Raw genomic sequence first — 25,777 nt, forward strand, 5'->3', positions numbered from 1 at the left:
CCCGGTTTGGCCTTGTTTCATTTGTATTGGTCCAGATTGCCCCTAGGAGACTGCATTGTTTGCGACATTGCCTTGGCCCGAACCGACGTATAGGTCCAAAAGTAGGTGAATAATAATGAAGATTTCGCATGGAAATCTTCGGTTTCTTGCGTTTGTTCTTTATTTGTTCCAAATCTTAAGGCACAATCAGCTGATGATCGAGATTGTGCCTCTTCCTCTGCAGCGTCGCAAAGCCCGCGCAAGCCTCAGCAATGCGGCAGGACGTTTTGATATGGCGCGCGCCGCAGTTGATGATGGCTGGGGCAGTCTGGAGGATTCGGGAGATGCTGCGGTGCCGATAAAGATCGAAACCGACATTCGCATGGAACAGGCACGGACACTGATTTCCTACAATAAGTCACCTGATCTGCCGTTTGACCGCTCCATCAATACCTACCGTGGCTGCGAACATGGCTGCATTTATTGTTTCGCCCGGCCCAGTCACGCCTACCTAGGACTGTCGCCCGGTCTGGATTTTGAAACCCGTCTTATAGCGCGCCCAAATGCCGCTGAGGTGCTGCGCCGCGAACTGTCACAGCCCCGCTACAAGGTGGCGCCTATGGCGATTGGCACCAATACGGACCCCTATCAACCCTGCGAACGTGATCTGGGACTGACCCGCGCCTGTCTGGAAGTGTTGCGCGATTTTTCCCATCCGGTGGCGATTGTTACCAAGGGAACATTGGTTGAGCGGGACATCGATGTTCTGGCTGCTCTGGCGACGCGGGGCCTGGTGCGAGTGGGGGTTTCCGTCACCACGCTGGACCCGGATCTGTCGCGCCGGATGGAGCCACGCGCGCCATCGCCTGCGCGGCGTCTTGCCACGATCCGCCGTTTGTCGGACGCCGGCATACCCGTGCGGATCATGACTTCTCCCATTGTGCCTGGCTTGACCGATCATGAGCTGGAGGCGCTTCTGGCCGCTGGCGCTGAGGCGGGGGCGGATGCCGCAAGCTGGATCATGCTGCGTCTGCCCCGCGAAGTGTCAGAGCTGTGGCAGGAGTGGCTGGCCGAGCATGTGCCGCTGCGTGCCGAAAAGGTCATGGCGCGGCTGCGTGAAATGCATGGGGGGCGGGACTATGATCCGCGCTGGGGGCTCCGGATGCGCGGCGAGGGGCCTTATGCAGAGGTCATCGCCAATCGGTTCAAAGCAGCCTGCAAGCGGCTGGGGCTGATACAGAAGTCGCCGGTGCTGCGCTGCGATCTTTTTACAAAACCGGCGCAGGTTGGCGATCAGCTGGCGTTGTTCTAAGTGGCTCAGATATTGGCAGCAGAAAGCCGATAGCGATAGGTGGATCGCTACCGGCTGAATGTACGTCGGGTGGCGCAGTGGTTAGCTGCGACGCCGGCCACGACGGCTGCGGCGCTCGGGTGCGGTATCCTCACCTGTGCCATCACTCTCGGAGGTGAATGGTCCTAGTACGGAGATGATCTGCTCCAGCGTCGGCCGCTCGCCGCGGGGCCGGGTGTCCAGCGCCTCGCGCATGGCGCGCAGGTGATCCGGCATGGTGCCACAGCATCCACCAATGATCTTGGCACCGCAATCGCGTGCCATAACGGCATATTCACCCATCAGCTCGGGCGTGCCATCGTAATGGATATGTCCATCGACGTATTTCGGAATACCCGCGTTGCCTTTGGAAATGACCGGCCGGGTGGTGCCCTGCGCGGCAAAGCCCAGAACAGTTCGCAGAATGTCTGACGCCCCGGTGCCGCAATTGGCACCAAAGGCCAGAGGTGCTGGGTCGAACTCCTCGACCAGCTGCGCCATATCGGCGGAGGTGACCCCCATCATGGTGCGCCCGGCGGTGTCAAAACTCATGGTGCCGCACCAGGGCATATCTGCCAGTTTGAACGCTTCGGCAGCGGCGCGGTACTCTTCCGGGGCAGAGATCGTCTCCAGCCACAGCACGTCAACACCGCCTTCTTTAAGGGCCTCGGCCTGTTCATGGAACATCTCGACGGCCAGCGCGTGGCTCAGTTCACCGACCGGTTGCATGATTTCGCCGGTGGGACCAACGGACCCGGCCACGGCGATCTTGCGTTCCGCACGATCCGCGACATTGCGGCCCAACTCGGCCCCTGCGACGTTCAGCTCTCGGACCCGGCGGTGGGCGTCGTGCAGCTTCAGCCGCGCGGCGGTCCCGCCAAAGGTATTGGTTAGAAACAGGTCGCTGCCCGCATCTACCGACCCCTGATACAATGCGGTGATCTTTTTGGGTTCATCCACATTCCACAGTTCCGGCGCATCACCGGATTGCAGACCCATGTTGAACAGGTTGGTGCCCGTGGCCCCATCCGCAAGCAGCGCGTCCTTGGTTTCCAGCAGGGTGATGAAAGTGTTTGTCATTTGGGGTATTCCTGTGGGTGGGGCTGTCAGCCGGTCCGCGCCGTGCGGACCCCGATCGCTATTTGGTAATGGCCCGGTCTGTCATGCACGGCGGATCAGGGCAATTTCATTTTCTTCATCTTCATTATGAGTGGCGTCACGTCGTGCGCGTTCTCCCCCGTCGTACAATGCGTCCCAGTGTTGATCCTGGGTGTGTTGTTCCAGACCCTGTTGTTCTAGCGTTCGCCACACGGCGTCTTCTGTCGTGGCAGCCGCAATGTCAGATTGACTGCCGACCGTATTGACCTTTGCATCGCTGTCATCTGTGCTTGCGGGCCAATGAGGTAACGGCGCCGGATAGTGAACCAGCCGTAGCAGCTCACCAAGGGCGATCATCATGTGCGGCCAGGAAGGGGCCGCAACATAGCGGTCCTCCCATCTGGGGGCGAAACAGGTCTTGAAACGGCGCAGGCCAGGATCAATGCGCTTTGCGAACCGATGATCCGGGACCGAGGCCAGGGACAGGCGCGGTACATCGGCCTCAGCTGCGCCAGCGATTGCGGTGCGGATCAGCGCATGACAGCAGCCATCTGGTGCGTCTGGCAACAGGCGGATCAAATCAAGGCACCATTCTGTAGTGCTGTGGTGAAAGCTGACAAATCCAACGATCTTGGTATCATGCCACGCGATGAACACGCGTTGCTGCGCCAGATATTCGGGCTGGAACCGGCCCATCGTCGTGCCCATTGCTCCGCCATTTGCAGCCTGCCAAGCGGCATCGATTTGTGCCATCTGATCAATCGGCAGTACATCAGCCGCAGGCCGTGCACTGACACCTGCCCGTTCGGCCTGTCGTAGCTTGCGCCGCAATTGGCGACGGTTGGACCCGGTGTCCGAAAACTGCAAAGGGGACAGCACGGCCTCTTGCGCGATGCGCAGCAACCGCCAGCCCGCGCGCCGGCATTGGACGGCATCACGTGCCGAACATTTATAAAGACAAACGACAGCGTTGCGCAGTTTGGCGTGGGTTCTAAGGCTTTGCAGAACCTCCACCAGATGCCCGCTGATGGTGCCAAACAGCGCGATTGAGGCCTGCGGGCTATCCAGTAACGCAACTTGGTTCAGGCCGAAGGCATGGATATGACCGCCGTTTTGCTGGATCACAGCGCTTTCGGCGATTGGCCGATTGCGGGTTAGGAACGAGGCAGGTCGTATAGCACTGCCTTGCAAGGCTTCTGGGTCCGCGGTGCTGGTCTCGTCTGATGTGTCGGCAGCCCTAATCGGCGGCGCCAATGACGGCCAGCCTAGACACAGCCCGGCGATCAGTGCGGGCAAGGCGTAGTAGACCAGTCGAAATGCAACAATTGCGGCGATAATTTCGGTGGTGGCATGTGCGGGCAGCATGGCGCATAGCGCCAGTTCAAACGCGCCAGCGCCCCCCGGTGCCGATGATAGGATCGCCACGCCAAGCGCCAGAAAATAGGCAGGAAGCAGGGCCGCCAGCGGCAATTCCGTACCGGAGGGCAACAACAGCCAGAGGGCGGTTCCAGCCGCAACTACGTCGATCATGGCCCAGAACCCAAGCGCCGCAATAGCCGTCAGTGAAGGCCAGCGCAGCGTCACACGGCCAATCCGTACCACCGGGAAAATCAGCGTCGCGGCGGTCATTGCTGCTGCGGCGACCAGAATGAAGGTCCCAAGCCAGGTGCTGGAAACATTGGTAGGGCTCGCAATTAGTGCAACGCCGCAAACCCCAGCCAGTGCAATCAGAAAAGTGATGGCGACTATGCCGGTCAGTTGTGCAGCCTGCAACGGACGCAACCCTTTCAACATGCGCCAACGTGCAAAGGCACCGGTCACCAGTCCAAAGCCTAACGTCTGCGACAGCGCGATGGCGATGATCCCGGCGCGGCGGGCCTGCGGCCCATCCATCCCGGTTTTCAGGTGGCGATGGGCGACGATGTCATAGCGACCCAAGGCCCAAAAACTAACACCTGTCGCGATCAGCGCGCCGATCCATTGCCACGGGGAGAGACTGCGCAAGATATGGCCCAGCTCGCCCAAACTGGGTAGGACTACATGCATATGCAACAGCTTGAGACAGCCGATCATGACAACGACCGGTAGGATAAGGCGCAGGGCGCGCGCCAGACTCTGCGTCACCGCGCGGCGGGCAAAAAACGGGCGTCTGGACATCAGGATCCTTGTTGCAAACAGCATGTCGCCATCTGAGGATCCTAGGCCAGATCAATTGTCACCTGGTTAATGCTCACGGCATCTCAACGCCTTGATCACAAAAAGCCCGTAAAACTGGATCGCTGTCTCACGGCATGGAGTTGAGAATCTGCGCCTTCGCCTCTGGCAGAAGGGCGGCGCGTTTCTCGCGGACGTCTTCGGGACTGGCCAGTCCGTCAAGATCTCCGCTGACCTTGCGCAACACGTCTTCAAACCCGGCTTCTTCGAAATCGGATTTTATCACATCTCGTGCATATGCCTCGGCGTCGGCGCCGGTCTTGCCCAGAAGGCGCGCGGCCCAGAGGCCCAGCATCTTATTGCAGCGGGCCTGCGCCTTGAACTGCATTTCCTCGTCATGGGCGTATTTCGTTTCAAATGCCTGCTCACGATTGTCGAATGTGGTCATGGTTCCTCCTTCATGATTATACCTGTGCGATATCAATATGATATGTGGACGGATGATGGCGGTAGCAAGGGGCGGGCGGGGCAGTTTCGATGTTGACTGCAGCGTTTACTCGTTCGCAATCTGACGGTTTGCCATGCCTGCCTCGCCCCATGTTACCAGCAGTCTGGTTATCACAGAAGAGCAGCTGGCATGGACCAAGCTTGCGGCAACGTTCCCCTTGCCTTATGAGGGCGGCAGTTCCCGGGCATGAGATTCCCGCTTTTTTCCCGAAAGGCTCTGCATGGCACGTCGCAAAAAGATCTACGAAGGCAAGGCGAAGACGCTTTATGAGGGTCCCGAACCGGGCACCATTGTTCAGTACTTCAAGGACGACGCAACCGCCTTTAACGCAGAAAAGCGTGATGTCATCGAAGGCAAAGGCGTGCTCAATAATTTGTTGAGCGAATTTTTCATGCTGGGTCTGGGCCAGATCGGCGTCCCGACACATTTCCTGAAGCGGCTCAATATGCGCGAACAGCTGGTACGCAGCTGCGAGATCATTCCGCTTGAAATCATCGTGCGCAACTATGCTGCCGGGTCCATTTCCAAACGCCTTGGCATCGACGAGGGCACTCAGCTGCCGCGTCCCATTGTGGAATATTGCTACAAGGATGATGCGCTTGGCGATCCGTTGGTCACCGAAGAGCATATCGCGGCCTTTGGTTGGGCCAGCCAGCAGGATATGGACGATATTCTTAGCTTGGCGCTGCGGGTCAATGATTTCCTTTCCGGCGTCATGATGGCCGTGGGCATCAAACTGGTGGACTTCAAGATCGAGATCGGACGGGTCTATGACGGTGATTTTCAGCGTCTTGTGATTGCTGATGAAATCAGCCCTGACAGCTGCCGCCTATGGGATAGTAAAACCGGGCAGAAGCTGGACAAGGACGTGTTCCGCCGCGATCTGGGCAATCTGACTGACGCCTATACCGAGGTGGCGCGGCGACTGGGCGTAATGCCGAACAATCCGCCTGCGGCTGGCAAGCCGACGCTGGTGAACTGATCCAAGAATGACATCTGATCCCGTCTTTCCAAAGGGCGGGATTTTGACAATCTATCTAAAGCCAAAGCCTGGATATGGGCTTTGTCATCGAAACCTGAGGAAAGATGCGATGAAGGCACGTGTGCATGTGATGCTGAAAAACGGGGTTCTGGATCCGCAGGGCGAGGCCGTGCGCCACGCGCTTGGCGCCATGGGCTTTGACAAGGTGGACGGCGTGCGCCAAGGCAAGGTGATCGACCTTGATCTGGCGGATGATGCGACCGAAGCCGACGTCACTGCGATGTGCGAAAAACTGTTGGCCAACACCGTCATTGAATCCTTCAGCGTTGAGATGCAGGGATGAAGGCGGCTGTTGTAGTCTTCCCCGGCTCCAACTGTGATCGCGATCTGGCGGTTGCTTTTGAACAAGCAGGCTGTGATGTCTCCATGGTCTGGCACAAGGACAGCGCGCTGCCCGAAGGTATCGATATCGTCGGCGTTCCGGGCGGTTTCTCCTATGGCGACTATCTGCGCTGCGGTGCGATTGCGGCGCAATCGCCGATCTGTCAGGCGGTTGTCGATCACGCCAACCGTGGCGGCTATGCCATCGGTGTGTGTAACGGGTTTCAGATCCTGACCGAAACCGGCGTTCTGCCGGGGGCGCTATTGCGCAACGCAGGTCTGAAATACATCTGCCGCACCGTGGACCTGGAGATCGCCACCGCCGATAGCGTCTTTACTGATGGCTACAGCGCGGGTGATGTGATTGGCGTGCCGATCGCGCATCATGATGGCAATTACTATGCCGATGCCGAGACTGTTGCTGCGTTGCAGGATCAGGACCGTGTGGCGTTCCGTTATGTCGACAACCCCAACGGTTCAGTTGCGGATATTGCAGGTATCCTTTCTGAAAACCGCCGGGTGCTGGGTATGATGCCCCACCCCGAACGGGCCGCCGATGCGGGTCATGGCGGCACCGACGGGGTGGCAGTGTTCCGCGCACTGGCCGGGCTTGTCACTGCGGCGTGACTTGTGAATGCGCCGTGGCTTGCGCTAGGTTTTGCCAATGACTGCCGCGCATGACGCATCCATAACCTCAGAAAAACCACGCTCCCGCACGACATCGTGGCGGGTGCGTCTTGCTTTGTTACTATTGATGACGGTCGCGGCGGTCACCGTTTGGGTAACCAATCGTGCACTGACACACCGCTTTACCGAGAGCACCCGCAACCGGGCCGAACTGCGCTTGGCGCTCTATTCCGGCAATTTGGTGAGCGAACTGGGTCGCCATGCCATCGTGCCGCAGCTGCTGGCACGAGATCAGGCGCTGATCTCGGCGCTGCAATCCAATGACTTCTCGCTTTCCACTCAACGGTTGATTTCCTTTGTTGAGGAGATCGGCGCCGCCTCCATCATGCTGATGGCGCAGGATGGGCGGACCGTCGCCGCCACCGATCGCAACCGACTGGGTGAGACCCACCGCAATGCCGCGTATTTTGTGGATGCACTGCGTGCCAGAACAACGGTGTTTTCCGCGATCCGGCGCGAGGTTGGGAGCTACCGGTTTACGTATTCCCGGCGCATCGTTGATACGTCGGGCATTCTTGGCGTGATCGTGGTCGAGGTCGATCTGCAAAAGTTTGAACGCGCCTGGGCGGGGATTTCTGACGCGGTGATGGTCAGCGACAGTACCGGGACAATCATTCTGGCCACGGAATCGCGCTGGCGGGGCCTGTCGGAAAGCGACGCGTTGCAGTTGCAGACACCAGAAGGCGCCATCCAGCGTGCGATCCGAGCCACCGCGGACTGGACGGCGCTGCCAGCGGATGCCTACTTGCAAGGCGAGGCTGTGATGCGGCTGGAGTCGCGGATCCCGTTTCAGGGTTGGCGGCTGACCTCTTTCACCACTTATGCGTCCATCCGAGAACGGGTGAACACGGTTTTGGCGTTGGAGATCATGGGATTCGCCATCCTATTGGCGCTGGCCTTCTACGCATTGAGCCGTCGCACCGCGCTGCGCATGGCGCTGTTCCAACGAGAGTCGGCAGAGCTTCGCGTATTGAACGCACGGCTCCAGCGGGAAATTGCCGAACGCGAACGTATGCAAGAGACGCTCGCCGTGGCTGAACAGAGCCTTGCGCAAAGCTCCAAACTGGCGGCATTGGGGGAGATGTCAGCCGCCGTCAGCCACGAGCTGAACCAGCCGTTGGCGGCGATGAAAACCTATCTTGCCGGCGCGCGTCTTCTGCTCAATCGCAACCGTCCCGAAGAGGCACTGGCGTCCTTTGGGCGGATCGACGATCTGATTGAGCGAATGGGCGCCATCACCCGCCAGCTGAAATCCTATGCGCGCAAGGGCGGCGATGCGTTCAGCCCCGTAAACATGGGCGATGCGCTGGCCTCCTCTCTGTCGATGATGGAGCCGCAGCTGCGGCAGAGGCATGTCAAAATCGCCCGCATTCTGCCTGAACAACCGGTCTATGTGATGGGGGATCGGATGCGAATTGAACAGGTTATGGTGAACCTGCTGCGAAACGCGCTAGATGCTACAAAATCAGTGGAACACCCCGAGGTCGAAATCCTGCTTGCAGCGGGTGAGACAGCGACCCTGTCGGTGCGTGACAACGGGATGGGGATCAAGGAATTTGGCAGCCTGTTTGAGCCTTTCTACACCACCAAGCAGCCCGGTGACGGTGTCGGTTTGGGTCTTGCCATCTCTTCGGGTATCGTGAACGACCTAGGCGGTCGGCTGACCGCCCGCAACGGGCAGAGCGGTGGCGCCGTATTTGAAATGCAATTGCCGATCCTTGTGGACGGCATCGAGGCCGCAGAATAGCGCGGTATCACTGGATGGAGGGCACGCGAATGGCACAGGCCATGAAAATCGCGATCGTCGATGATGAACAGGATATGCGGCAGTCGATCAGCCAATGGCTGGCACTGTCAGGCTATGACACTGAAACCTTTGCCAGCGCCGAAGATGCGTTGAAGGTGTTGGGTGCGGATTACCCCGGTATCGTCATCTCGGATATCAAAATGCCGGGGATGGACGGAATGCAGTTCCTCAAAAAGCTGATGGGCAGTGACTCTGCGTTGCCGGTGATCATGATCACCGGTCATGGCGATGTGCCCATGGCCGTTGAGGCGATGCGGGTTGGTGCCTTCGACTTTCTCGAGAAACCCTTTAACCCGGACCGCATGTCGGAATTGGCCAAGCGTGCCACCGGAGCCCGCCGTCTGACCCTCGACAACCGGGTGCTGCGGCGCGAGTTGTCCGATGGCAGCACGATCATGAAAAAGCTCATTGGCTCAAGCCCGGTGATGGAGCGGCTGCGTGAGGATATTCTGGATCTGGGGCAGGCCGACGGCCACGTGCTGATCGACGGCGAGACCGGCACCGGCAAGACACTGGTGGCGCACGCGCTGCATGCGGTCGGCAGTCGGGCGGGCAAAAAATTCGTGTTGGTTTCCTGTGCGGCACTGGAGGAAGAGGCCTTGTCCAAACGTCTGTTCGGGCCGATGCAGCCCGAGGACAGCTCGTTGCCTGCAATCGAGGAAGCCCGTGGTGGCACGCTGGTTCTGGAAGACGTCGAGGCGCTGAGCGAGACGCTGCAGGCCAAGCTTCTTAGTGTCATCAACGAGCAGGGTATCCCCGGCGAGACCCGCATCGTGGCGATCTCCAACCTCCAGGAAGCGGGCAAGACCTGCGAGGACGCGCTGCGCCCGGACTTGTTCTATCGCCTGGCGGCGTTGCGCATCACCGTGCCGCCGCTGCGCCAGCGCGGTGAGGATATCCTGACGCTGTTCACCCGCTTGTCAGAGCAATTCTCAGAGGAATATGGCTGTGACGCGCCGCAGGTCAGCGCCCAGGAGGCAGCCCAGCTGTTACAGGCTCCCTGGCCGGGCAACGTGCGCCAGTTGATCAACATTGCCGAACGCGCTGTGCTGCAATCTCGCCGCGGATCAGGCACAATTGCGTCGCTCTTGATGTCAGATCACGAGGACATGCAGCCCGTGATGACGACTGAAGGCAAGCCGCTGAAGGAATATGTCGAGGCGTTTGAGCGGATGCTGATCGACAACACCATGCGCCGTCACAAAGGCTCTATCGCCAGTGTCATGGACGAACTGTGCCTGCCGCGCCGGACGTTGAACGAAAAGATGGCCAAATATGGGTTGCAGCGCTCTGACTACCTGTCCTGATACCGAAGAACTGGATCAGTCACGCCGTTAACCAAGAAAAGCCGCGATCGCGAGGTTGCGGCTTTTGCGATTCTAGTAACCAAATATTCACGATATTTACCCTAGGAACCAATGGGATAGTATTTAGATCGCAGGTGTGACGAATGACCATTGTCATTACCTATCCACAGGTCTTATGCTGTTCAGATGGGGATGAGACCATAGTGATCTTCTCCCCTCTTGATGAGATTCGCTGCCTTTGTTTTTGTCCGGCAAGATCCGAGAAAGCAAAGTCAGACCGATTGGTCCCGCAATATTTCGGGGCAGTTTAGCACCTGACTGGGTTTTCCCAGCGGGGATATAATCAGGGCAGGGCGCGGATATTCCCACCTGTCGGAGAAGAAACGCGATGACGCGCGCGAGAGAGAACAGCAGACAGGCAGGAGGGCCGGACAGATGTTCCGGGGCTAACCGCTGTACTGCATGGGCCAATCGCACGCCACAAGACATCGCCCAGACAAGACATCACCCCGATCGCTCACGTCCGCCCGGCAACGGGCCAGATGCGCGTATGCGCGGTAGGTGCACTAAGGACACATGGCTAAGAAGATGCTTATTGACGCCACCCACGCGGAAGAGACCCGCGTCGTGGTGGTCGACGGAAACAAGGTTGAGGAGTTCGACTTTGAATCTGAAAACAAACGCCAGCTTGCTGGAAATATCTATCTCGCAAAAGTAACTCGCGTCGAACCGTCGCTGCAGGCGGCTTTTGTGGATTATGGCGGAAACCGTCATGGTTTTCTGGCATTTTCGGAGATTCATCCCGACTATTATCAGATTCCCGTCGCTGACCGTGAGGCATTGATGGAGGAAGAGCGCGCCTATGCCGAGGCTCAGCGCGCCCGAGATGACGAAGAAGATGCAAAGCCTGCTCGGCGTCAGTCGCGGTCTCGCCGTAGCCGGACCAAGGCTGCGGATGTTAAATCCGCGGATGTAGTCGAGACCAAGGATGTCAGCCTTGAGGCGGCCGAAACTGGCGCCGATATCGCGGGTATGGAAACGATCGACCTGACCGATGATATCGACGCAGGCGATACCAAACCGACCGAGACGCCAGATAGTGCGTCTGCCGGCGCGCCTGTTGCGTCTGCCGAAGCTGAGGCTCCGGTTGTGGAAGAGGCTGTCAAAGATGCCTCTGATGCGCCTGAGATGCCGGCGGTTGATACGATTGCTGAAACATCGGAGCCTCAGGCCGATGCGGGTGCTGAAACACAAGACGACAGCGCAGCAGACGCTGCTGAGGCCGAAGCCGCAACGGCCACTGAGATCGACGCACCTGAGATTGAAGCAGATGACAGCGTCGAAGAAGAGACCGCAGCTGATGCGACGTCCAAGGACGAAAGCATCGAATCTGTTGCGGATGAAGATGACAGCGAAGACATCCGCCCGGTTCGTAAACCGCGCCCACGTCGTTACAAAATTCAGGAAGTGATCAAGGTTCGTCAGGTCCTGCTTGTGCAGGTCGTGAAGGAAGAGCGCGGCAATAAAGGCGCTGCCCTCACAACCTATCTGTCTCTGGCTGGCCGGTATTGCGTGCTGATGCCCAACACCGCACGTGGTGGTGGCATTTCCCGCAAAATCACCAACGCAGTTGATCGCAAGAAACTCAAAGATATCGCGGTTGAGCTGGACGTGCCCACGGGCGCGGGCCTTATTGTTCGTACTGCCGGTGCCAAGCGCACAAAATCCGAGATCAAGCGCGACTATGAATATCTGCAACGCCTGTGGGAACAGATCCGCGAGCTGACGCTGAAATCCATCGCGCCCGCCAAAATCTACGAAGAAGGTGACCTGATCAAACGTTCGATCCGCGATCTTTACAGCCGCGAGATTGACGAAGTTCTTGTCGAGGGCGAGCGCGGCTACCGCATCGCCAAGGACTTCATGAAGATGATCATGCCGTCCCACGCCAAGAACGTGAAGAATTACCAGGACCAGCTGCCGCTCTTTGCACGGTTCCAGGTGGAAAGCTATCTGGGTGGAATGTTCAACCCGACCGTTCAGCTGAAATCGGGTGGCTATATCGTGATCGGTGTGACCGAGGCGCTGGTGGCGATTGATGTGAACTCTGGCCGGGCCACCAAGGAAGGCTCAATCGAGGAAACCGCGACTAAGACCAATCTGGAGGCTGCCGAAGAGGTGGCCCGCCAACTGCGTCTGCGCGATCTGGCTGGTCTGATCGTCATCGACTTCATCGATATGGACGAGCGCAAGAATAATGCCGCCGTCGAAAAGCGCATGAAAGACAAGCTAAAGACCGACCGCGCTCGCATTCAAGTGGGTCGTATTTCGGGTTTTGGTCTGATGGAAATGTCCCGTCAGCGTCTGCGTCCGGGGATGATTGAGGCGACAACCGCGCCGTGCCCGCATTGCCATGGCACTGGCCTGATCCGTTCGGATGACTCGCTGGCGTTGTCGATCCTGCGCCAGATCGAGGAGGAAGGCACACGCCGTCGCTCCCGCGAGGTCTTGGTGCGCTGCCCGGTCAGCATCGCCAACTATCTGATGAATCAGAAACGCGAACATATCGCTCAGATCGAAACCCGCTACGGTCTCTCCGTGCGGATCGAAGGTGACCCACATCTGGTCAGCCCTGATTTCTCGTTGGAGAAGTTCAAGACCGCGTCGCGTGTGGTCCCTGTCGCAACCGCCCCCGTGGTTTCTGTCGACACCTCGATCATGGATCAGGTTGATGCCGATGAGGCGAATGACGAGATCGAAGAGATCGAGGATGACGTGGCCGAGGTTGAGGCCGCTGAGGCCAATGCCGAGACTGGTGATGACGGCGAGGGAGACAACAAACCCAAGCGCAAGCGTCGTCGTCGGCGGCGGCGGAAGTCCTCCGGTGGCGAAGGTGACGACACCAATGGGGAGCCCCAACGCGACGCTCAGGGAGAGGCAAACAGTGACGGCCAGCCTGCTGCTGAGGGTGGCGCTGATACCGACACGGGTGAAAACGACGCCAAGGCAGATACAGCCGACGGCAAGGACGCATCCGCTGAGGGTGAAGGCGCGGTGAAGAAACGCACCCGGACTCGCACCCGCTCGCGCAGTCGGAAGAAAAAGACGGATGAGACCGTTGCAGCAGAGACGCAGGAAACTGCGGCGGCAGAGGCCAAGACCGAAGAGGCATCAGCCGAGACAATGACATCGTCTGATGCACCCGTGGCGGACACTGCGGGCGCGATAGCGAAAACCGAGGTCAAAGCTGACGCTTCAACCCTAAACGGCGCGGCCCCAGAAGCGGAATCTGCGGCAGTGGAAGCTAAGACAGACGAGACGCCGGTCGAAGTGGCAAAAGTCGCAGAGATCAAGGCCGATGATGCCACAGCGCAGGATGTCCCTGCGGAACAGGCAGAAGTCCAGGTCGAGATCCAAGCGGAAACCCCGGCAGAGCCGACGCCTGAGCCGTCTTCCGAGCAACCAGAAACAGAAACTTCCGAAGCGCCAGTGGCGGAAGAACCTGTTGCTGAGGTCAAACAGACGCCTGAACCTGCGCTTGCCGCAGCTGAGGTCGAACCAGCGAGCCCGCCCAAGCCGAAACGGCGCGGCTGGTGGTCAGTTGGCAGCTAATCTTTAACCCCAAAAAAAGGCGGGCATTTAGCCCGCCTTTTTTATGTCTTTGACCCAAGGGAAATGCCAATCAGTATGTCCATTGAAACAAATGACACCCTATCAGAACAATTGCTGCGAGAGTTGTTAGAGGCGGAAACCGCGGTCTGGACAGCCTTGCAGCAAGGCGACGTCGCGGCAGATCTTGCGGCACTGCATCCGCAGTTTCTGGGTGTCTATCCCAGTGGATTTGCCGGTCGCAATGACCATGCAGAGCAGCTGGAAAATGGCCCCTCGGTCGCGGAATTCACCATAGAGGATGTGCGTGTTCTGCCGCTTGCAGCGGGGTGTGCGTTATTGGCCTACCGCGCCTGCTACCGGCGCACTGGCCAAGACAAGACAGCTGCCATGTATGTCAGTTCCATTTGGCAGCGCTGCGACGGGGCATGGATAAACATCTTTAGTCAAGACACCGAAGCCCTGCCTGCCGGCGCGCCAAACACGCTGCCATAGATCATCTGTAATCCGGAGAACTGAGGAATTCAGCCACCCTTACGGATCAGATAGGTCTGGTGCTTCTGATTGTCGCGGATTCCCAGCAGCTCATGCCCGGCTTCATGGCAGAAATGTGGGATGTCCACTACCGCAGCTGGATCATCCGCATGGATTTCCAAAATCGCCCCGGTTTCTAATGGTTTCAAACGCTTGCGCGCCTTTAGGACGGGCAGGGGGCACAGCAGCCCGATGGCGTCGAGGGTCTCGTTCGTGTCTGTCATATCTTGCAGATAAGGCGCTTGTTTCATCCTGTCCACAAGGTTGTGACCGGCCCCCCCCGTGACCTTTGTCAGAGGCTGGTCTAAGGGTTGGGCATGTTTGGAATTGAAATCATCGACGCAGGGCTGATCCCTGCCATGCTGGTGGCGCTAATGGCTGGGTTGGTCAGCTTTCTGTCACCCTGTGTGCTGCCCATTGTGCCGCCCTATCTTGCCTATATGAGCGGTGTATCCATCGGCGAGATCCAAGGCACGTCGCAGGCGCGGCGCAAGGCCATCGTGGCGGCGCTGTTCTTTGTCATGGGTCTTTCCACCGTGTTCCTGCTGCTGGGGTTCACCGCCTCGGCATTCGGGGCGTTTGTGTTGCAAAACCAAGAGCTGTTCGCCCAGGTGTCTGGCGTTGTTGTCATCATATTTGGTCTGCATTTCCTGTCGGTGTTCCGCATCCCCATTCTGGACCGTGAGGCGCGGATGGAGACGGACCAGTCCGGGGGCTCGGCTGTTGGCGCCTATATTCTTGGCCTGGCTTTTGCTTTTGGGTGGACACCCTGTATTGGACCGCAACTGGGTGCGATCCTGTCGCTGGCCGCGACCGAAGCCTCTGTTGCGCGCGGCACGCTGTTACTGGGGATCTATGCGCTTGGGCTTGGGGTTCCGTTTTTGCTCGCGGCGGTATTTCTGACGCGCTCAATGGTACTGATGAACCGGATCAAACCTTATATGGGGCTGATTGAGAAACTCATGGGCGGGCTGCTGATCCTTGTTGGCTTTATGCTGGTCACGGGCCTGTTTTCTGAGTTCTCCTTCTGGCTCCTGGAAACTTTTCCGGCGCTTGCAACATTGGGCTGAACCGTATTGCGCCTCGACGGACCCTGTTGGATTGTATAAGCCCCGCTTGGCAGATGCCCGGCGGGGCTTACGCTTTTGATGTGACGCGGTTAAGCTGGTCCAAGACACCACATCCGGGCAGGACAGGTCGAACAGGCCGTGCAGATAGAACAGGGCAAGAGCGTATTGGCAGCGGACTGTAGCCATGACGACACCGCAGCACCCGTGCGGCGTCGCAAGCTGTTCTATATTCCGGGTTACGATCCCATCCACCCCCGTCGCTACCGCGAGCTGTACCGCAAGGAAGGCGCAGAGCAAGCGGCGATTTCTGGCTATGAAATCGCGCTATCGGCACGCCCGAACCGACAAGCTGCGCAACCAGGAGTGTCCGGCGGTGGCTATGGCTGGCAGGTTGATGCAGTGATCGACGGACACAGCACCCATACCGAGGTAGAGGTACTTGTTTGGTCCGATATCGTGCGTGGCAGCATGACCCCTTCTATCGCTGAGACATACGGGCAGATGCTGCGCACTGCGTGGATTTATATCAGCACCGGCACCCTGCGCCGCCTGATGTGGCTGCGCAAGGGGCCGGTTATCGCAGCGCTTTATCCTGTTGCAGTCTTGCTTTTGCAGGCCATTCTTGCCGCTATTCTGGCGCTGACCATTGCTAGGATTGGGCCGTGGGGCACTGCGGCATTGGGGAGGCTGGCCGCTTGGATTGACGTTCTGGTCGCCGGCCTGTTCTGGACCCTTGGCCTTGCGGCAGCGGTTATGTTGATGCGCTGGTTCCGCAGTATGGATGGCAAAATCTACGCCTATTACCTGATGCATGATTATGCCCATTCTGCGGCCTTGCGCGGCGCCTATGCACCCGAGCTGGAGCAACGTATTGCAGAATTTTCAGCAGAGGTCGCCACAGCACTGAATGATCGGGATCTGGATGAGGTTCTGGTGGTTGGCCATTCCTCCGGCGCACATGTCGGGACCAGCGTATTGGCCGATGTCATGCGCATGGGGCAGGCAGGCCGCTGTGTGCCGCTAGGGTTTCTGAGCCTCGGGCAAGTGGTGCCGATGGTGTCTTTCCTGCCCAAGGCGCAGCGCCTGCGACGCGATCTGCAAGAGCTGTCGCAGCGCGGTGATATCTGCTGGGTTGATGTTACGGCACCGGGGGATGGCTGCGCCTTTGCCCTGTGTGATCCAGTGGCTGTCAGCGGCGTTAGCACTGCGAAAACACGCTGGCCACTTGTGATTTCCGCCGCCTTTACCCAGACATTAAGCCCGCAGCGTTGGGCGACGCTGCGTTGGCGGTTTTTTCGGCTGCATTTTCAGTATCTCTGCGCGTTTGATCAGCCTGGTGATTATGATTACTTCCAGATTACTGCGGGGCCGCAGACCCTGGCTGAACGCTACCAGCACCGCAATGCGTCGGGATCGCGGATTGATGTGACAGCCTCGAAACATACGTCGGTGAGCGATTGATGGACAATGCCCCCATATCAGAGCCAGCTACCGCACCAATAGGTGCTGCTGACACCACATCCGCCAGTCAGTCTGGCCAGCAGGAAGTGCTTCCGCCCAAGCCAACGGCGCGGCAGGAAAAGGTCTCGCTTTGGCGGTATCTGCGATTGTTCCGGGCGGATTTGCTCTCGGCGCAACCGGCCAAGCTATACCGCGCCTGGATGGCAGAGTTTCGCACGCCGTTCTTTCGCTCTTATCTGGTGAATCAGCCGGAACTGGTCGACACCGTGCTAAAGTCACGGCCGGATGAGTTTCCAAAGTCGAACCGTGTCAGCGAAGGATTGCGTCCGCTGCTTGGCAATTCGGTCTTTGTCACCAATGGTGCCACCTGGAAACGCCAGCGCCGGATTATTGATCCCGCGTTTGAGGGGGGGCGCTTGAAACACAGCTATCCTGCAATGCACGCGGCGGCACAGGCGGCAGTGGCACGTCTGACCGATCGGATCGCCGCAGCACCAGATAATTCGATTGAGATAGAGGCAGAAACCTCGCATGCGGCGGCGGATGTGATCTTTCGCACGTTGTTTTCCATTCCGATCGAACACCATCTGGCACAGGAGGTGTTCCATCGGTTTCGTGCCTATCAACAGGGGCAACCGATTTTGAATCTGGCCGCCTTTGTGCCGTTGCCGCGTTGGCTGCCGCGGTTCCATCGTCGCGACACCCGCCGCAACGCCGCTCACATCCGTGCATTGATCACCCGTCTTACGGAGGAACGGATGCAGGCGATCGCAGCAGGCTCAGCGCCGCGGGATCTGGCAACGAAGATCATGACCACTGCGGACCCGGAAACCGGCGAACGGTTTTCAACCGATGAAATGGCTGATCAAGTGGCGATCTTCTTTTTGGCGGGCCATGAAACCAGCGCCTCGGCCCTGGCCTGGGCGTTATATCTGGTCGCATTGGCCCCGAAGTGGCAGGACCGCATTGCCGAAGAGGCCGCTGACCTGCCGTTAGAAACCTTCTCGGCCGCCTCAAAACTGCGCATCAGCCGCGACGTCTTTCGTGAGGCGCTGCGGCTCTATCCGCCGGTGCCGATGATGGTGCGCGAAGCCACCTGTCCACAGCAATTCCGGGGCCGTACCCTGCCGAAAGGCGCGCAAGTGGTGCTGAGCCCTTGGCATCTGCATCGCCACACGCGGCTCTGGGACAATCCCGATGGCTTTGATCCGGGACGATGGGAAACGGATAATGGTAAGACCTGTCAGAGAGAGGCCTATATACCGTTCTCAGCTGGTCCGCGCGTTTGTACCGGTGCTGGCTTCGCAATGATTGAAGGACCGCTGATCCTATCGATGATCCTGCAACGGTTTCGGGTGGAACCTGTTGCTGGCCAGGAGCCGATCCCGGTCGCCCATCTGACAGTCCGGTCAAAAAACGGGATCTGGCTGCACCTGGCGCCGCGACAGCGCGAAGCGCAGCCAGATAATGATCGCTAGTTGGTGAATTTCACCGGTGTACCTGTTGCATGGCGGCACCCCCAGCTCAGCGGACAGACCTGGATACCAGTGACATTGACGCCGATGACAGCGTCAGCGCCGACCTTGGCGGCTTCGATCCGCAGTTTTTGCTGGGCTTGTGCAACCGTGGGAGCAGGGTGGAAAGCCGTGACCTTGGCTACGGTTGTCTTGAGAGGCGGAAGGGACGTGAAGTTTCCGCCGTTAACCGTCGCCGACGAGACCAGCTTGATCTCATTCACAGGTGTCGCAGACACCGCGTTCGCAGCCTTGGACTGTTTTTCTAGCTGAGAAGGATAGCTAATTGTGTCTCCACAGGCCGACAATAGGGCCAATGCTGCAACAAGAGTTAGGTTTTATTTTAAATCCTTATTTTCAATAATGATGACGGCAAGCTTAGGGCTTTGATCCAAGCCGTTCGCGGTAAACTATTGATTGGCGTGATGTCATCCAGAGTTAAGTGGGTTTTTGCGCATCGCTGGAGACGACGCGCTGTTTTCTTAAACGTCGCAACACATGCAGACGAATGGCCGAGGCCAGACCACAGTCCACGCCTCTATTTTCGTCTATTTCAGCGGCCAGGTCGTTGATGGCTCGGTTGTCTTCGGCGGCAATCTCGCGGAAGGCCTGCCAGAACTCATCCTCCAGCGACACCGAGGTGCGGTGACCACGCAGGGTAAGCGAGTGTTTCCGTGGGCGATTAGTCATCGTTGGTCTTGGGATCGTCGCATTTTGTGCCATCCAGTCGCCGCATATCTTGCGCGTTGCGGGCCTGGTCCAGATCCTTCTCGGCCTTGGTCCGGCCATAAGTCACGGCATTCTGGTCGGCGCGGGCCTTCTTCTCAGCCCGCGCCTTTTCCTTGCGATACCGGTTCAGATTGACCGGGCCTGAACCGGAACCAGCCATCAGTCTTTCGGGCCGATCATCTGCTCTGGGCGGACAACGGCGTCAAACGTCGCCTCATCGACGAAGCCAAGCGCGATGGCCTCTTCCTTCAGCGTGGTGCCGTTCTTATGCGCGGTTTTGGCAACCTTTGTGGCATTGTCATAGCCGATGGTCGGGGCCAGAGCAGTGACCAGCATCAGCGACTCTTTCATCAGCTTGTCGATGCGCGGTTCATTGGCCTCGATGCCATTCAGCATCCGCTCGGTGAAGCTGTCCGCAGCGTCGCCCAAGAGTTGGATCGACTGCAAAAGGTTATAGGACATCATCGGGTTGTAGACGTTCAGCTCGAAATGGCCCTGCGAGCCTGCGAACTTGATCGCGGCGTCATTGCCCATCACATGGGCGGCCACCTGGGTCAGGGCCTCGGCCTGTGTTGGGTTCACTTTGCCGGGCATGATCGAGGAGCCCGGCTCGTTTTCCGGCAGGATCAACTCGCCCAGACCGGAGCGCGGACCGGAGCCAAGGAAGCGGATGTCATTGGCAATCTTGTAGCAGCTGCCTGCAATGGTCGCGAGCGCGCCCGACAGAAACACCATGGCGTCATGGGCGGCCAGTGCTTCAAACTTGTTTGGCGCGGTGACGAAGGGCAGGCCAGTGATTTCAGCCATATTGGCGGCGACGGTCTCGCCCCAGCCTTTTTGCGTGTTCAGACCGGTGCCAACAGCGGTGCCGCCTTGCGCTAGTTCATAGATGCCGGGCATCGTGGCCTCAACCCGTGCCAGACCCTGGCGGATCTGATGCGCGTAGCCGCCAAATTCCTGGCCCAGCGTCAGCGGGGTTGCATCCTGCGTATGGGTGCGGCCGATCTTGATGATATCCTTGAAGGCCTCGGATTTGGCTTCCAGCCCTTCGGCCAGCTTGGTCAGGCCGGGCAACAGTACGTCGCGCACCGACATTGCGGTGGCGATATGCATTGCGGTGGGGAAGGTATCGTTGGAGGACTGGCCCATGTTGCAGTGATCGTTTGGGTGCACCGGATCCTTGGAGCCAATGGTGCCGCCCAGGATCTCGATCGCGCGATTGGCGATGACTTCGTTGGAATTCATGTTGGACTGGGTGCCGGAGCCGGTCTGCCAGACCACCAGCGGGAAGTTGTCGTCAAACTTGCCCTCGATCACCTCGCCGGCCGCTTCGATGACTGCATCCGCGATCTTGACGTCCAGTGCGCCCGAGGCCTTGTTGGCCATGGCGCAGGCCTGCTTGATCACCCCCAGTGCGCGCACGATGGCGACAGGCTGTTTTTCCCAGCCAATCGGGAAGTTCATGATCGACCGTTGGGTCTGTGCGCCCCAGTACTTGTTGGCGGGGACCTCAAGCGGACCGAAGCTGTCGGTTTCGGTGCGGGTATCGGACATAAGTCTCTCTCCGTCTGATGATGACTAAATGTATGCGTCGGTATGCCGTGTAACCTGAGCCGGGCTATCAGGCAATTGCGCAGTTTCGCGCAGCATAGTCATTCCGAACCCGAGGTATAGAGCCCATTGCAGGATGAGCCATTGCACCGCGCCAGAAGACCGCTAGATTAACTCCAGATTGCACCAGTTGGAGGGCCTGCCTGTGTTCACATACCGACCAATGCCAATCGGCCTGGCCAAAACCTGGTTGCCCTGCATCCGCAGCGGGGTATTGGCTGTGTTCGTTGTCGCAGTGTCTCTGATCGTGACCGGGCAGGCGATGGCCGCGGACGTGCGGCCGTTCTTTGGCCGATATCAGGGGGCGTTGGTGGTGCCAAATGCGGATGGCACCGAGGAACAGCGAGACGCGACGGTGCAGATCGGTCCGATTTCCAAAGACGATGGCTTTTACGTGCAGTGGACAACTACATCGCTCAAGAACGATGGTCGGCGTAAGACCAAGTCTTATAACGTGGAATTCCAATCAACCGAGCGGGCAGATATCTTTGCCGCTGCGATGAAGCGCAATGTCTTTGGCCATACTGTTCAGCTCGACCCGATGAAGGGGGAACCTTATGTTTGGGGTCGGATCGTCGGTGATACGCTGACGGTGTTTTCCATGTTTATTGGTCCCAACGGGGACTACGAGATGCAGCAATATGATCGTAGCCTCGCCGAGGGCGGTTTGGATCTGGTCTATTCTTCGCATCGCAACGGTTTCCCGCGCAAGGAATTGAAAACGTTCTTGGAACGTCAGTGATGCAAATTTAAAACGTGGTAAACAAAGCATTACAACAGCTTGGACCGAATAGTTGAAGCGGTGCGAATAGACTGATTTGGTGATGTGGCGGTCAATCAAACGCGCGTGGTCGGGGCCAGTTTACGCGATATGGCTTGGTTACCAATAAAATATGCGCCGCACGAAACATGCAGCGCATCAGGCCTATTCCATCTATGTCACTGAATATGGAGGTTATTTGCGGAAGCTGTCCAATGACACCACATCGGCCGGCTTGTTGTCCTCAGGATCTTCGTCGACTTCTATCTCGATGTCATCGTCCAGCTCAGTGATGATTTCGTCAGGGTCGCCGTCCTCTTCGGGGGTTTCGAAGCGCAGGCCAAATTCTACAGACGGATCGACAAAGGTCTTAATCGCGTCATAGGGGATATATAGCGGTTCGGGCGCGTCACCGAAGTTTAGCGTAATCGCAAACCCGTCTTCTCCCACATCAAGATTGTCGAACCAATGCTGCATCACCACTGTCATTTCTCCGGGATAGCGGTCAGACAGCCAATCGGCCAGTTCCGCATCCGGATGTGCTGTGTCGAATGTGATGAAGAAATGATGATTTCCGGGTAACCCATGTTCGGCCACCCCGTCCAGAACCGAACGGATTAGGCCACGCATGGCCGAATGCATCAGATTTCCATAGTCAATTTCGCGGGACATTCCGATACCCTTGTTCTCTTTGAACTTAGAATACGTATTTCTGACGGAAACTAAAGGGCCGCTCGCGAGGGATTCGTAAATAATTTCTGACACTAGCAGGATGCTACTCAGACCTTTGCGCTGTGTTTATGCGGCTCAGATCGACAAGGAGACACCCACGCCAAGGCCTGCCATCACCGGCAGCAGAAATGCCAGTCGGCCGCCACAGACCAAGGCAACAACCGGCGCGGCTAGCACCAATAGCGCTGCGCTAACGTTCAGGCTGGACATCACAGGTACCATCAGCATGACAGCGGGCAGGTCCAGCACTGTGATCTCACGAAACAGTATATGCAGCAGGAACCAGACCGACAGATTGAGGATAACACCAACAACCGTTGCAGTGATCGCCCGCAGCGCCGCCCCAAGCTGGGGATGGCTGGCAATCCGCTCAACATGTGGAGCTGCGAGAAAAATCCATAGAAAACAGGGCATGAACGTCGCCCAAAGTGCAACCAGACCCGCTGCCAGAGCCATCCAAATGCCGGAGGTCAGCGCGCCGGTCAGCATCGCCACAAACTGTGTCACCAAGATCAGTGGACCGGGGGTGGTTTCCGCCATCCCCAGGGCGTCGATCATCTGGCCGGTGTCGATCCACTGATAGTGTTCGACTACAGTCTGCGACATATAGGCCAGTACGGCATAGGCACCACCAAATGTGACCACAGCAAGCTTGGCGAAGAACCAGCCAAGATCCGCAAGAAGCTGTGGACCGAACAGGCTGAGCATCGCCAGCGGCATGAGCCATAGTCCAGCCCAGATCAGCAGGGTTGGCCAAAATCGACCGGAAACGGTTGGCGGCAGGGGTGTTGCATCACTCACCCTATGCCACGCTCGCAAGCCACCTATGGCACCTGCCGCCAGTACGACCAGTGGGAAGGGCAAACCAAAGAAAAACAGTGCAACAAACCCAAACCCCGCCAGTGCCAGATCAACAGGGCCATGCAGGGCTTTCTTGCCCAAGCGTTGCAAAGCCTGCAGAACAATCGCCACAACAGCGGCTTTGATCCCTAAGAATGCTGCCTGAACAAGGGGCTGCGTGCCATAGTGGACGTAGAGAATGACCAACGCCGTGATCACTATCGCGCCCGGCAGAACAAAGAGTAACCCTGCAATCAGCCCACCAATCCCCCCGCGCAGACGCCATCCTGCATAGGTCGCAAGCTGCATCGCCTCGGGGCCGGGCAGCATCATACAAAACGACAGCGCCCGCAGAAAACCGGCGTCGCTCAGCCAGGGGCGGTCTTCGACCAGTTCCTTGTGCATCAGCGCGATCTGCGCGGCTGGTCCGCCAAATGACATCAGCCCGATGCGGCCAAAAACCCGCACAAGATCTACCATGGCAATTGTATGAGCTTGGGGCTGCACTTTGGGCTCAGGAGAGATATCGGTCATCGGCGCACCATTGGCTGGACGCTGATCTTGTATCATCCGTTGCATATTTCGCCAGTGCTCTCCGGGGATGAAGAGCCGAAATTTGGCGCTTTTACAAAAGCTTCATTCGGCGTCTTTAGGCGAGCGAATGTGATCGTCCATCCAGATCAGGCGTTCTCCGGTCATGCAAATTGGAAGACAGTCGGGCGGAAGCTGCCCGAGCTGTTCGAACATAGTCATGTAGTCAAAGTTCGACTGGAATTCGCGGATCTTACCATCCTGCATTCGTACGATCAGCTGACCAGAGTAGTCTAGGACATGATCCGGCGTGTTGCCAGATCCGCGCACCCGCATCCGCAGAGCGACAAAATCGCCGTCGTTCAATGCATGGGTAAGGCTTATATCTAGATCGTGAATAATATTGCCCAGAGTGTTCACGACTTCGCGGTAGTCCTCTGCAATCGCGATCGCTCCGTGGAGCGGGCCGTTTACCTCCAGCTCTGGGTGCAACATGGGCTCAATCCTGTCGAGGTTTCGGTCAACCCAGACATCATGGAACCATTGAAAGACCCGATCGCTATTTTTCATGATGAGTTCGACATATCCTCAATATGGGCCAACAGGCTCCTGATATCAGTGCCAGGTCTTTGGTGCTCGCTCTTACATGCTGCGCCTGGTTCCAAGTGTAAGAGTCCAGATATTCAAGTAGCTTGAGAACTCAGACTGAACCACAAATATGAACAACAATTCAATGAAAATCCTAACATGGCTCTGGAGATCGAGTGACGACATACGATCTGACATGACATTGAGCTGACACCAAAATAAGCAAATGCTCCGGCCATACGTCTGTGGATAGATATCTCTTCTTGGTGGGCGCGTCTGTCCGTTACGTCGCAGATACCAGGTCCAGCATCGTTCCGGGGGCCAGTGCGCGTTGGCTCCATTAAGTTGAGGCGTTCGATATTCGGCTGAGACGGTGCCAAATGACGATTTGGTACGTCCCGCGCGGCTTCTAGGTCGCGGTATATGGCCTCGATGGGCGATCTATTGGCCATGAACATTCAAACCGACACCCACCGCAATCTTGCTGAGGCTTTGACCCCACTTTCGGCCGTCACGGTCTCAGAGGCTCAACCGAGTTTTGAGGACAGGCAAGAGCGTGGCCCCTCTTGGACACTTCGGATTTTCCTATTGCTCGGTCTACTGGCGGCTGGCGGCGCGGTCCTGTGGCGCAGCGATCTGCCAACTCTGACCACATTGCGCAATTGGGGGGAGGGCCTGTTGGACCCGGCGTCGCAATCAGCCGCAACAAATGTGCCGGTCGCACCAACGCCTGTTTCAGATACAACGGCCCGCATCCAGCCCGCACCTGTGCCGATGCCAACGGCGGAAATAACCGGATCAGGGTATGTACTGGTACAGGACTACGCATCGGTCTTTGCAAAATACGAGGGCACAATAACGGACCTTCTTGTCGCTTTGGGTGACCCGGTTACACGCGGACAACCGCTGGCCGCAGTCAGCGATCCGGGCGCGCAATATGCCCTGAAGTCGGCATTGATTGATCAGTCACTGGCGCAGCTGCGGCTGGAAACCAAACGCATCGAGGTGGATCAGTCCGAGCGCGATTTTGACCGGCTGACATCCCTCCTTGCCAAAGACGCTGTATCAGAACGCGTGACGCAGGACGCCGCCACAGCGTTAAGCCTCGCAAAAACCGCGTTGAGACAGGCAGAACAAGACATTCATCTGGCTGATCTCAAGGTCGAGATTGCGCAGGAACACGTGGATGAACTGACGATACGCGCGCCGGTTTCTGGGACCATTACCCAGCTCAACGCCCGTATCGGCAATAGCGTTCTGGCCCGTGTCGATACCATTCGCGACACCGACTACCTCATGGTGATCACCGACACCGCCTCCATGTATCTCGATGCCGAAGTCGCCGAGACCAATGTCTCGCGACTGCGGGTCGGTCTGACGGGAGAGGCCGTGCTTGATGGTTTCCCTGACCAACCATTTGAGGTTCGCGTTGTTGGCATTTCGCCCGTTGTCTCTGCTGAGAGAGGCACGATTTCGCTGCGCCTGGAACTGGACGGTCCACCTGACGGCATCCGCCCAAACATGGCCGCCCGCATTCGTATCACCCTGAGTGATACCTGATTATC

24 protein-coding genes are annotated in these 25,777 nt (G+C 58.0%); 13 read left to right on the forward strand and 11 right to left on the reverse strand.

Annotated elements, in window-relative coordinates; genetic code table 11:
• The first annotated feature begins 193 nt into the window (after positions 1-193).
• Complete coding sequence (locus tag PhaeoP97_RS06600) at positions 194-1,291, forward strand: PA0069 family radical SAM protein (protein ID WP_072506342.1); 1,098 nt, start codon at positions 194-196, stop codon at positions 1,289-1,291.
• Between the two features lie 81 nt (positions 1,292-1,372).
• On the opposite strand, the gene bmt is transcribed toward PhaeoP97_RS06600, so the two are convergent.
• The 3 genes from bmt to PhaeoP97_RS06615 form a co-directional block, all read right to left on the reverse strand.
• Positions 1,373-2,389, reverse strand: coding sequence for a betaine--homocysteine S-methyltransferase (gene bmt, locus PhaeoP97_RS06605; RefSeq protein WP_072504398.1), 1,017 nt, complete (start codon positions 2,387-2,389; stop codon positions 1,373-1,375).
• Positions 2,390-2,470: 81 nt separating this feature from the next.
• Positions 2,471-4,564, reverse strand: coding sequence for a phosphatidylglycerol lysyltransferase domain-containing protein (locus tag PhaeoP97_RS06610; RefSeq protein ID WP_072506343.1), 2,094 nt, complete (start codon positions 4,562-4,564; stop codon positions 2,471-2,473).
• Between the two features lie 127 nt (positions 4,565-4,691).
• Positions 4,692-5,009: a DUF1476 domain-containing protein gene (locus PhaeoP97_RS06615; protein WP_072504399.1), complete on the reverse strand. Its 318-nt coding sequence runs from the start codon at positions 5,007-5,009 to the stop codon at positions 4,692-4,694.
• 280 nt (positions 5,010-5,289) lie between these two features.
• Here PhaeoP97_RS06615 and purC point away from each other — a divergent pair, with 280 nt between their 5' ends.
• From purC to PhaeoP97_RS06650, 7 genes are all read left to right on the forward strand, one after another.
• Positions 5,290-6,051, forward strand: a complete 762-nt coding sequence (gene purC, locus PhaeoP97_RS06620; protein ID WP_072504400.1) for a phosphoribosylaminoimidazolesuccinocarboxamide synthase — start codon at positions 5,290-5,292, stop codon at positions 6,049-6,051.
• A gap of 109 nt (positions 6,052-6,160) precedes the next feature.
• Positions 6,161-6,394 carry a phosphoribosylformylglycinamidine synthase subunit PurS gene (purS, locus tag PhaeoP97_RS06625; protein WP_072504401.1) on the forward strand — a complete coding sequence of 78 codons (234 nt, stop codon included), beginning with the start codon at positions 6,161-6,163 and terminating at the stop codon, positions 6,392-6,394.
• Positions 6,391-7,059 (forward strand): phosphoribosylformylglycinamidine synthase subunit PurQ, encoded by a 669-nt coding sequence (purQ, locus tag PhaeoP97_RS06630; protein ID WP_072504402.1) that lies wholly within the window; start codon positions 6,391-6,393, stop codon positions 7,057-7,059. Before purS ends, purQ begins: the two co-directional genes overlap by 4 nt.
• A 37-nt stretch (positions 7,060-7,096) precedes the next feature.
• A complete protein-coding gene (locus tag PhaeoP97_RS06635; RefSeq protein ID WP_072504403.1) occupies positions 7,097-8,866 on the forward strand; it encodes an ATP-binding protein in 1,770 nt (589 codons plus the stop codon).
• A gap of 29 nt (positions 8,867-8,895) precedes the next feature.
• Positions 8,896-10,233, forward strand: a complete 1,338-nt coding sequence (locus PhaeoP97_RS06640) for a sigma-54-dependent transcriptional regulator (protein WP_072504404.1) — start codon at positions 8,896-8,898, stop codon at positions 10,231-10,233.
• 576 nt (positions 10,234-10,809) lie between these two features.
• The gene (locus PhaeoP97_RS06645) at positions 10,810-13,845 is read left to right on the forward strand and encodes an Rne/Rng family ribonuclease (protein ID WP_072504405.1); all 3,036 of its coding nucleotides are present in this window, start codon (positions 10,810-10,812) and stop codon (positions 13,843-13,845) included.
• Positions 13,846-13,920: 75 nt separating this feature from the next.
• The gene (locus tag PhaeoP97_RS06650; protein ID WP_192849684.1) at positions 13,921-14,337 is read left to right on the forward strand and encodes a nuclear transport factor 2 family protein; all 417 of its coding nucleotides are present in this window, start codon (positions 13,921-13,923) and stop codon (positions 14,335-14,337) included.
• A 29-nt stretch (positions 14,338-14,366) separates the two neighbouring features.
• On the opposite strand, the gene PhaeoP97_RS06655 is transcribed toward PhaeoP97_RS06650, so the two are convergent.
• Positions 14,367-14,600 carry a sulfurtransferase TusA family protein gene (locus tag PhaeoP97_RS06655; protein WP_072506344.1) on the reverse strand — a complete coding sequence of 78 codons (234 nt, stop codon included), beginning with the start codon at positions 14,598-14,600 and terminating at the stop codon, positions 14,367-14,369.
• Positions 14,601-14,693: 93 nt separating this feature from the next.
• Here PhaeoP97_RS06655 and PhaeoP97_RS06660 point away from each other — a divergent pair, with 93 nt between their 5' ends.
• The 3 genes from PhaeoP97_RS06660 (at position 14,694) to PhaeoP97_RS06670 (ending at position 18,385) form a co-directional block, all read left to right on the forward strand.
• Entirely contained in the window at positions 14,694-15,446 is a 753-nt protein-coding gene (locus PhaeoP97_RS06660) for a cytochrome c biogenesis CcdA family protein (RefSeq protein WP_072504407.1), read from the forward strand.
• 144 nt (positions 15,447-15,590) lie between these two features.
• The gene (locus tag PhaeoP97_RS06665) at positions 15,591-16,907 is read left to right on the forward strand and encodes a hypothetical protein (protein WP_237029016.1); all 1,317 of its coding nucleotides are present in this window, start codon (positions 15,591-15,593) and stop codon (positions 16,905-16,907) included.
• 86 nt (positions 16,908-16,993) lie between these two features.
• The gene (locus PhaeoP97_RS06670) at positions 16,994-18,385 is read left to right on the forward strand and encodes a cytochrome P450 (RefSeq protein ID WP_072506346.1); all 1,392 of its coding nucleotides are present in this window, start codon (positions 16,994-16,996) and stop codon (positions 18,383-18,385) included.
• On the opposite strand, the gene PhaeoP97_RS06675 is transcribed toward PhaeoP97_RS06670, so the two are convergent.
• The 4 genes from PhaeoP97_RS06675 to fumC form a co-directional block, all read right to left on the reverse strand.
• Positions 18,382-18,660: a hypothetical protein gene (locus PhaeoP97_RS06675; RefSeq protein WP_157891236.1), complete on the reverse strand. Its 279-nt coding sequence runs from the start codon at positions 18,658-18,660 to the stop codon at positions 18,382-18,384. The genes PhaeoP97_RS06670 and PhaeoP97_RS06675 overlap by 4 nt on opposite strands.
• 199 nt (positions 18,661-18,859) lie before the next feature.
• Positions 18,860-19,111: a ribbon-helix-helix domain-containing protein gene (locus tag PhaeoP97_RS06680; RefSeq protein WP_072504409.1), complete on the reverse strand. Its 252-nt coding sequence runs from the start codon at positions 19,109-19,111 to the stop codon at positions 18,860-18,862.
• Positions 19,104-19,310, reverse strand: coding sequence for a DUF4169 family protein (locus PhaeoP97_RS06685; RefSeq protein WP_072504410.1), 207 nt, complete (start codon positions 19,308-19,310; stop codon positions 19,104-19,106). Before PhaeoP97_RS06685 ends, PhaeoP97_RS06680 begins: the two co-directional genes overlap by 8 nt.
• A complete protein-coding gene (fumC, locus tag PhaeoP97_RS06690) occupies positions 19,310-20,704 on the reverse strand; it encodes a class II fumarate hydratase (protein WP_072504411.1) in 1,395 nt (464 codons plus the stop codon). Before fumC ends, PhaeoP97_RS06685 begins: the two co-directional genes overlap by 1 nt.
• Positions 20,705-20,924: 220 nt before the next feature.
• On the opposite strand from fumC, the gene PhaeoP97_RS06695 reads away from it, so the two are divergent.
• Entirely contained in the window at positions 20,925-21,503 is a 579-nt protein-coding gene (locus PhaeoP97_RS06695; RefSeq protein ID WP_096740451.1) for a hypothetical protein, read from the forward strand.
• 213 nt (positions 21,504-21,716) lie between these two features.
• Here PhaeoP97_RS06695 and PhaeoP97_RS06700 read toward each other — a convergent pair whose 3' ends face one another.
• The 3 genes from PhaeoP97_RS06700 to PhaeoP97_RS06710 all read right to left on the reverse strand — a co-directional run bounded on the left by PhaeoP97_RS06700 (position 21,717) and on the right by PhaeoP97_RS06710 (position 24,194).
• Positions 21,717-22,193, reverse strand: coding sequence for an SspB family protein (locus tag PhaeoP97_RS06700; RefSeq protein ID WP_072504412.1), 477 nt, complete (start codon positions 22,191-22,193; stop codon positions 21,717-21,719).
• A 135-nt stretch (positions 22,194-22,328) separates the two neighbouring features.
• Entirely contained in the window at positions 22,329-23,627 is a 1,299-nt protein-coding gene (gene chrA, locus PhaeoP97_RS06705; RefSeq protein WP_072506348.1) for a chromate efflux transporter, read from the reverse strand.
• A 102-nt stretch (positions 23,628-23,729) separates the two neighbouring features.
• Positions 23,730-24,194, reverse strand: coding sequence for an ester cyclase (locus PhaeoP97_RS06710; RefSeq protein ID WP_072504413.1), 465 nt, complete (start codon positions 24,192-24,194; stop codon positions 23,730-23,732).
• Between the two features lie 468 nt (positions 24,195-24,662).
• On the opposite strand from PhaeoP97_RS06710, the gene PhaeoP97_RS06715 reads away from it, so the two are divergent.
• Positions 24,663-25,772 carry an efflux RND transporter periplasmic adaptor subunit gene (locus tag PhaeoP97_RS06715; RefSeq protein WP_237028988.1) on the forward strand — a complete coding sequence of 370 codons (1,110 nt, stop codon included), beginning with the start codon at positions 24,663-24,665 and terminating at the stop codon, positions 25,770-25,772.
• The last annotated feature ends 5 nt before the right edge of the window (positions 25,773-25,777 follow it).

The organism is Phaeobacter porticola (assembly GCF_001888185.1).
Taxonomy (GTDB): Bacteria; Pseudomonadota; Alphaproteobacteria; order Rhodobacterales; family Rhodobacteraceae; genus Phaeobacter; species Phaeobacter porticola.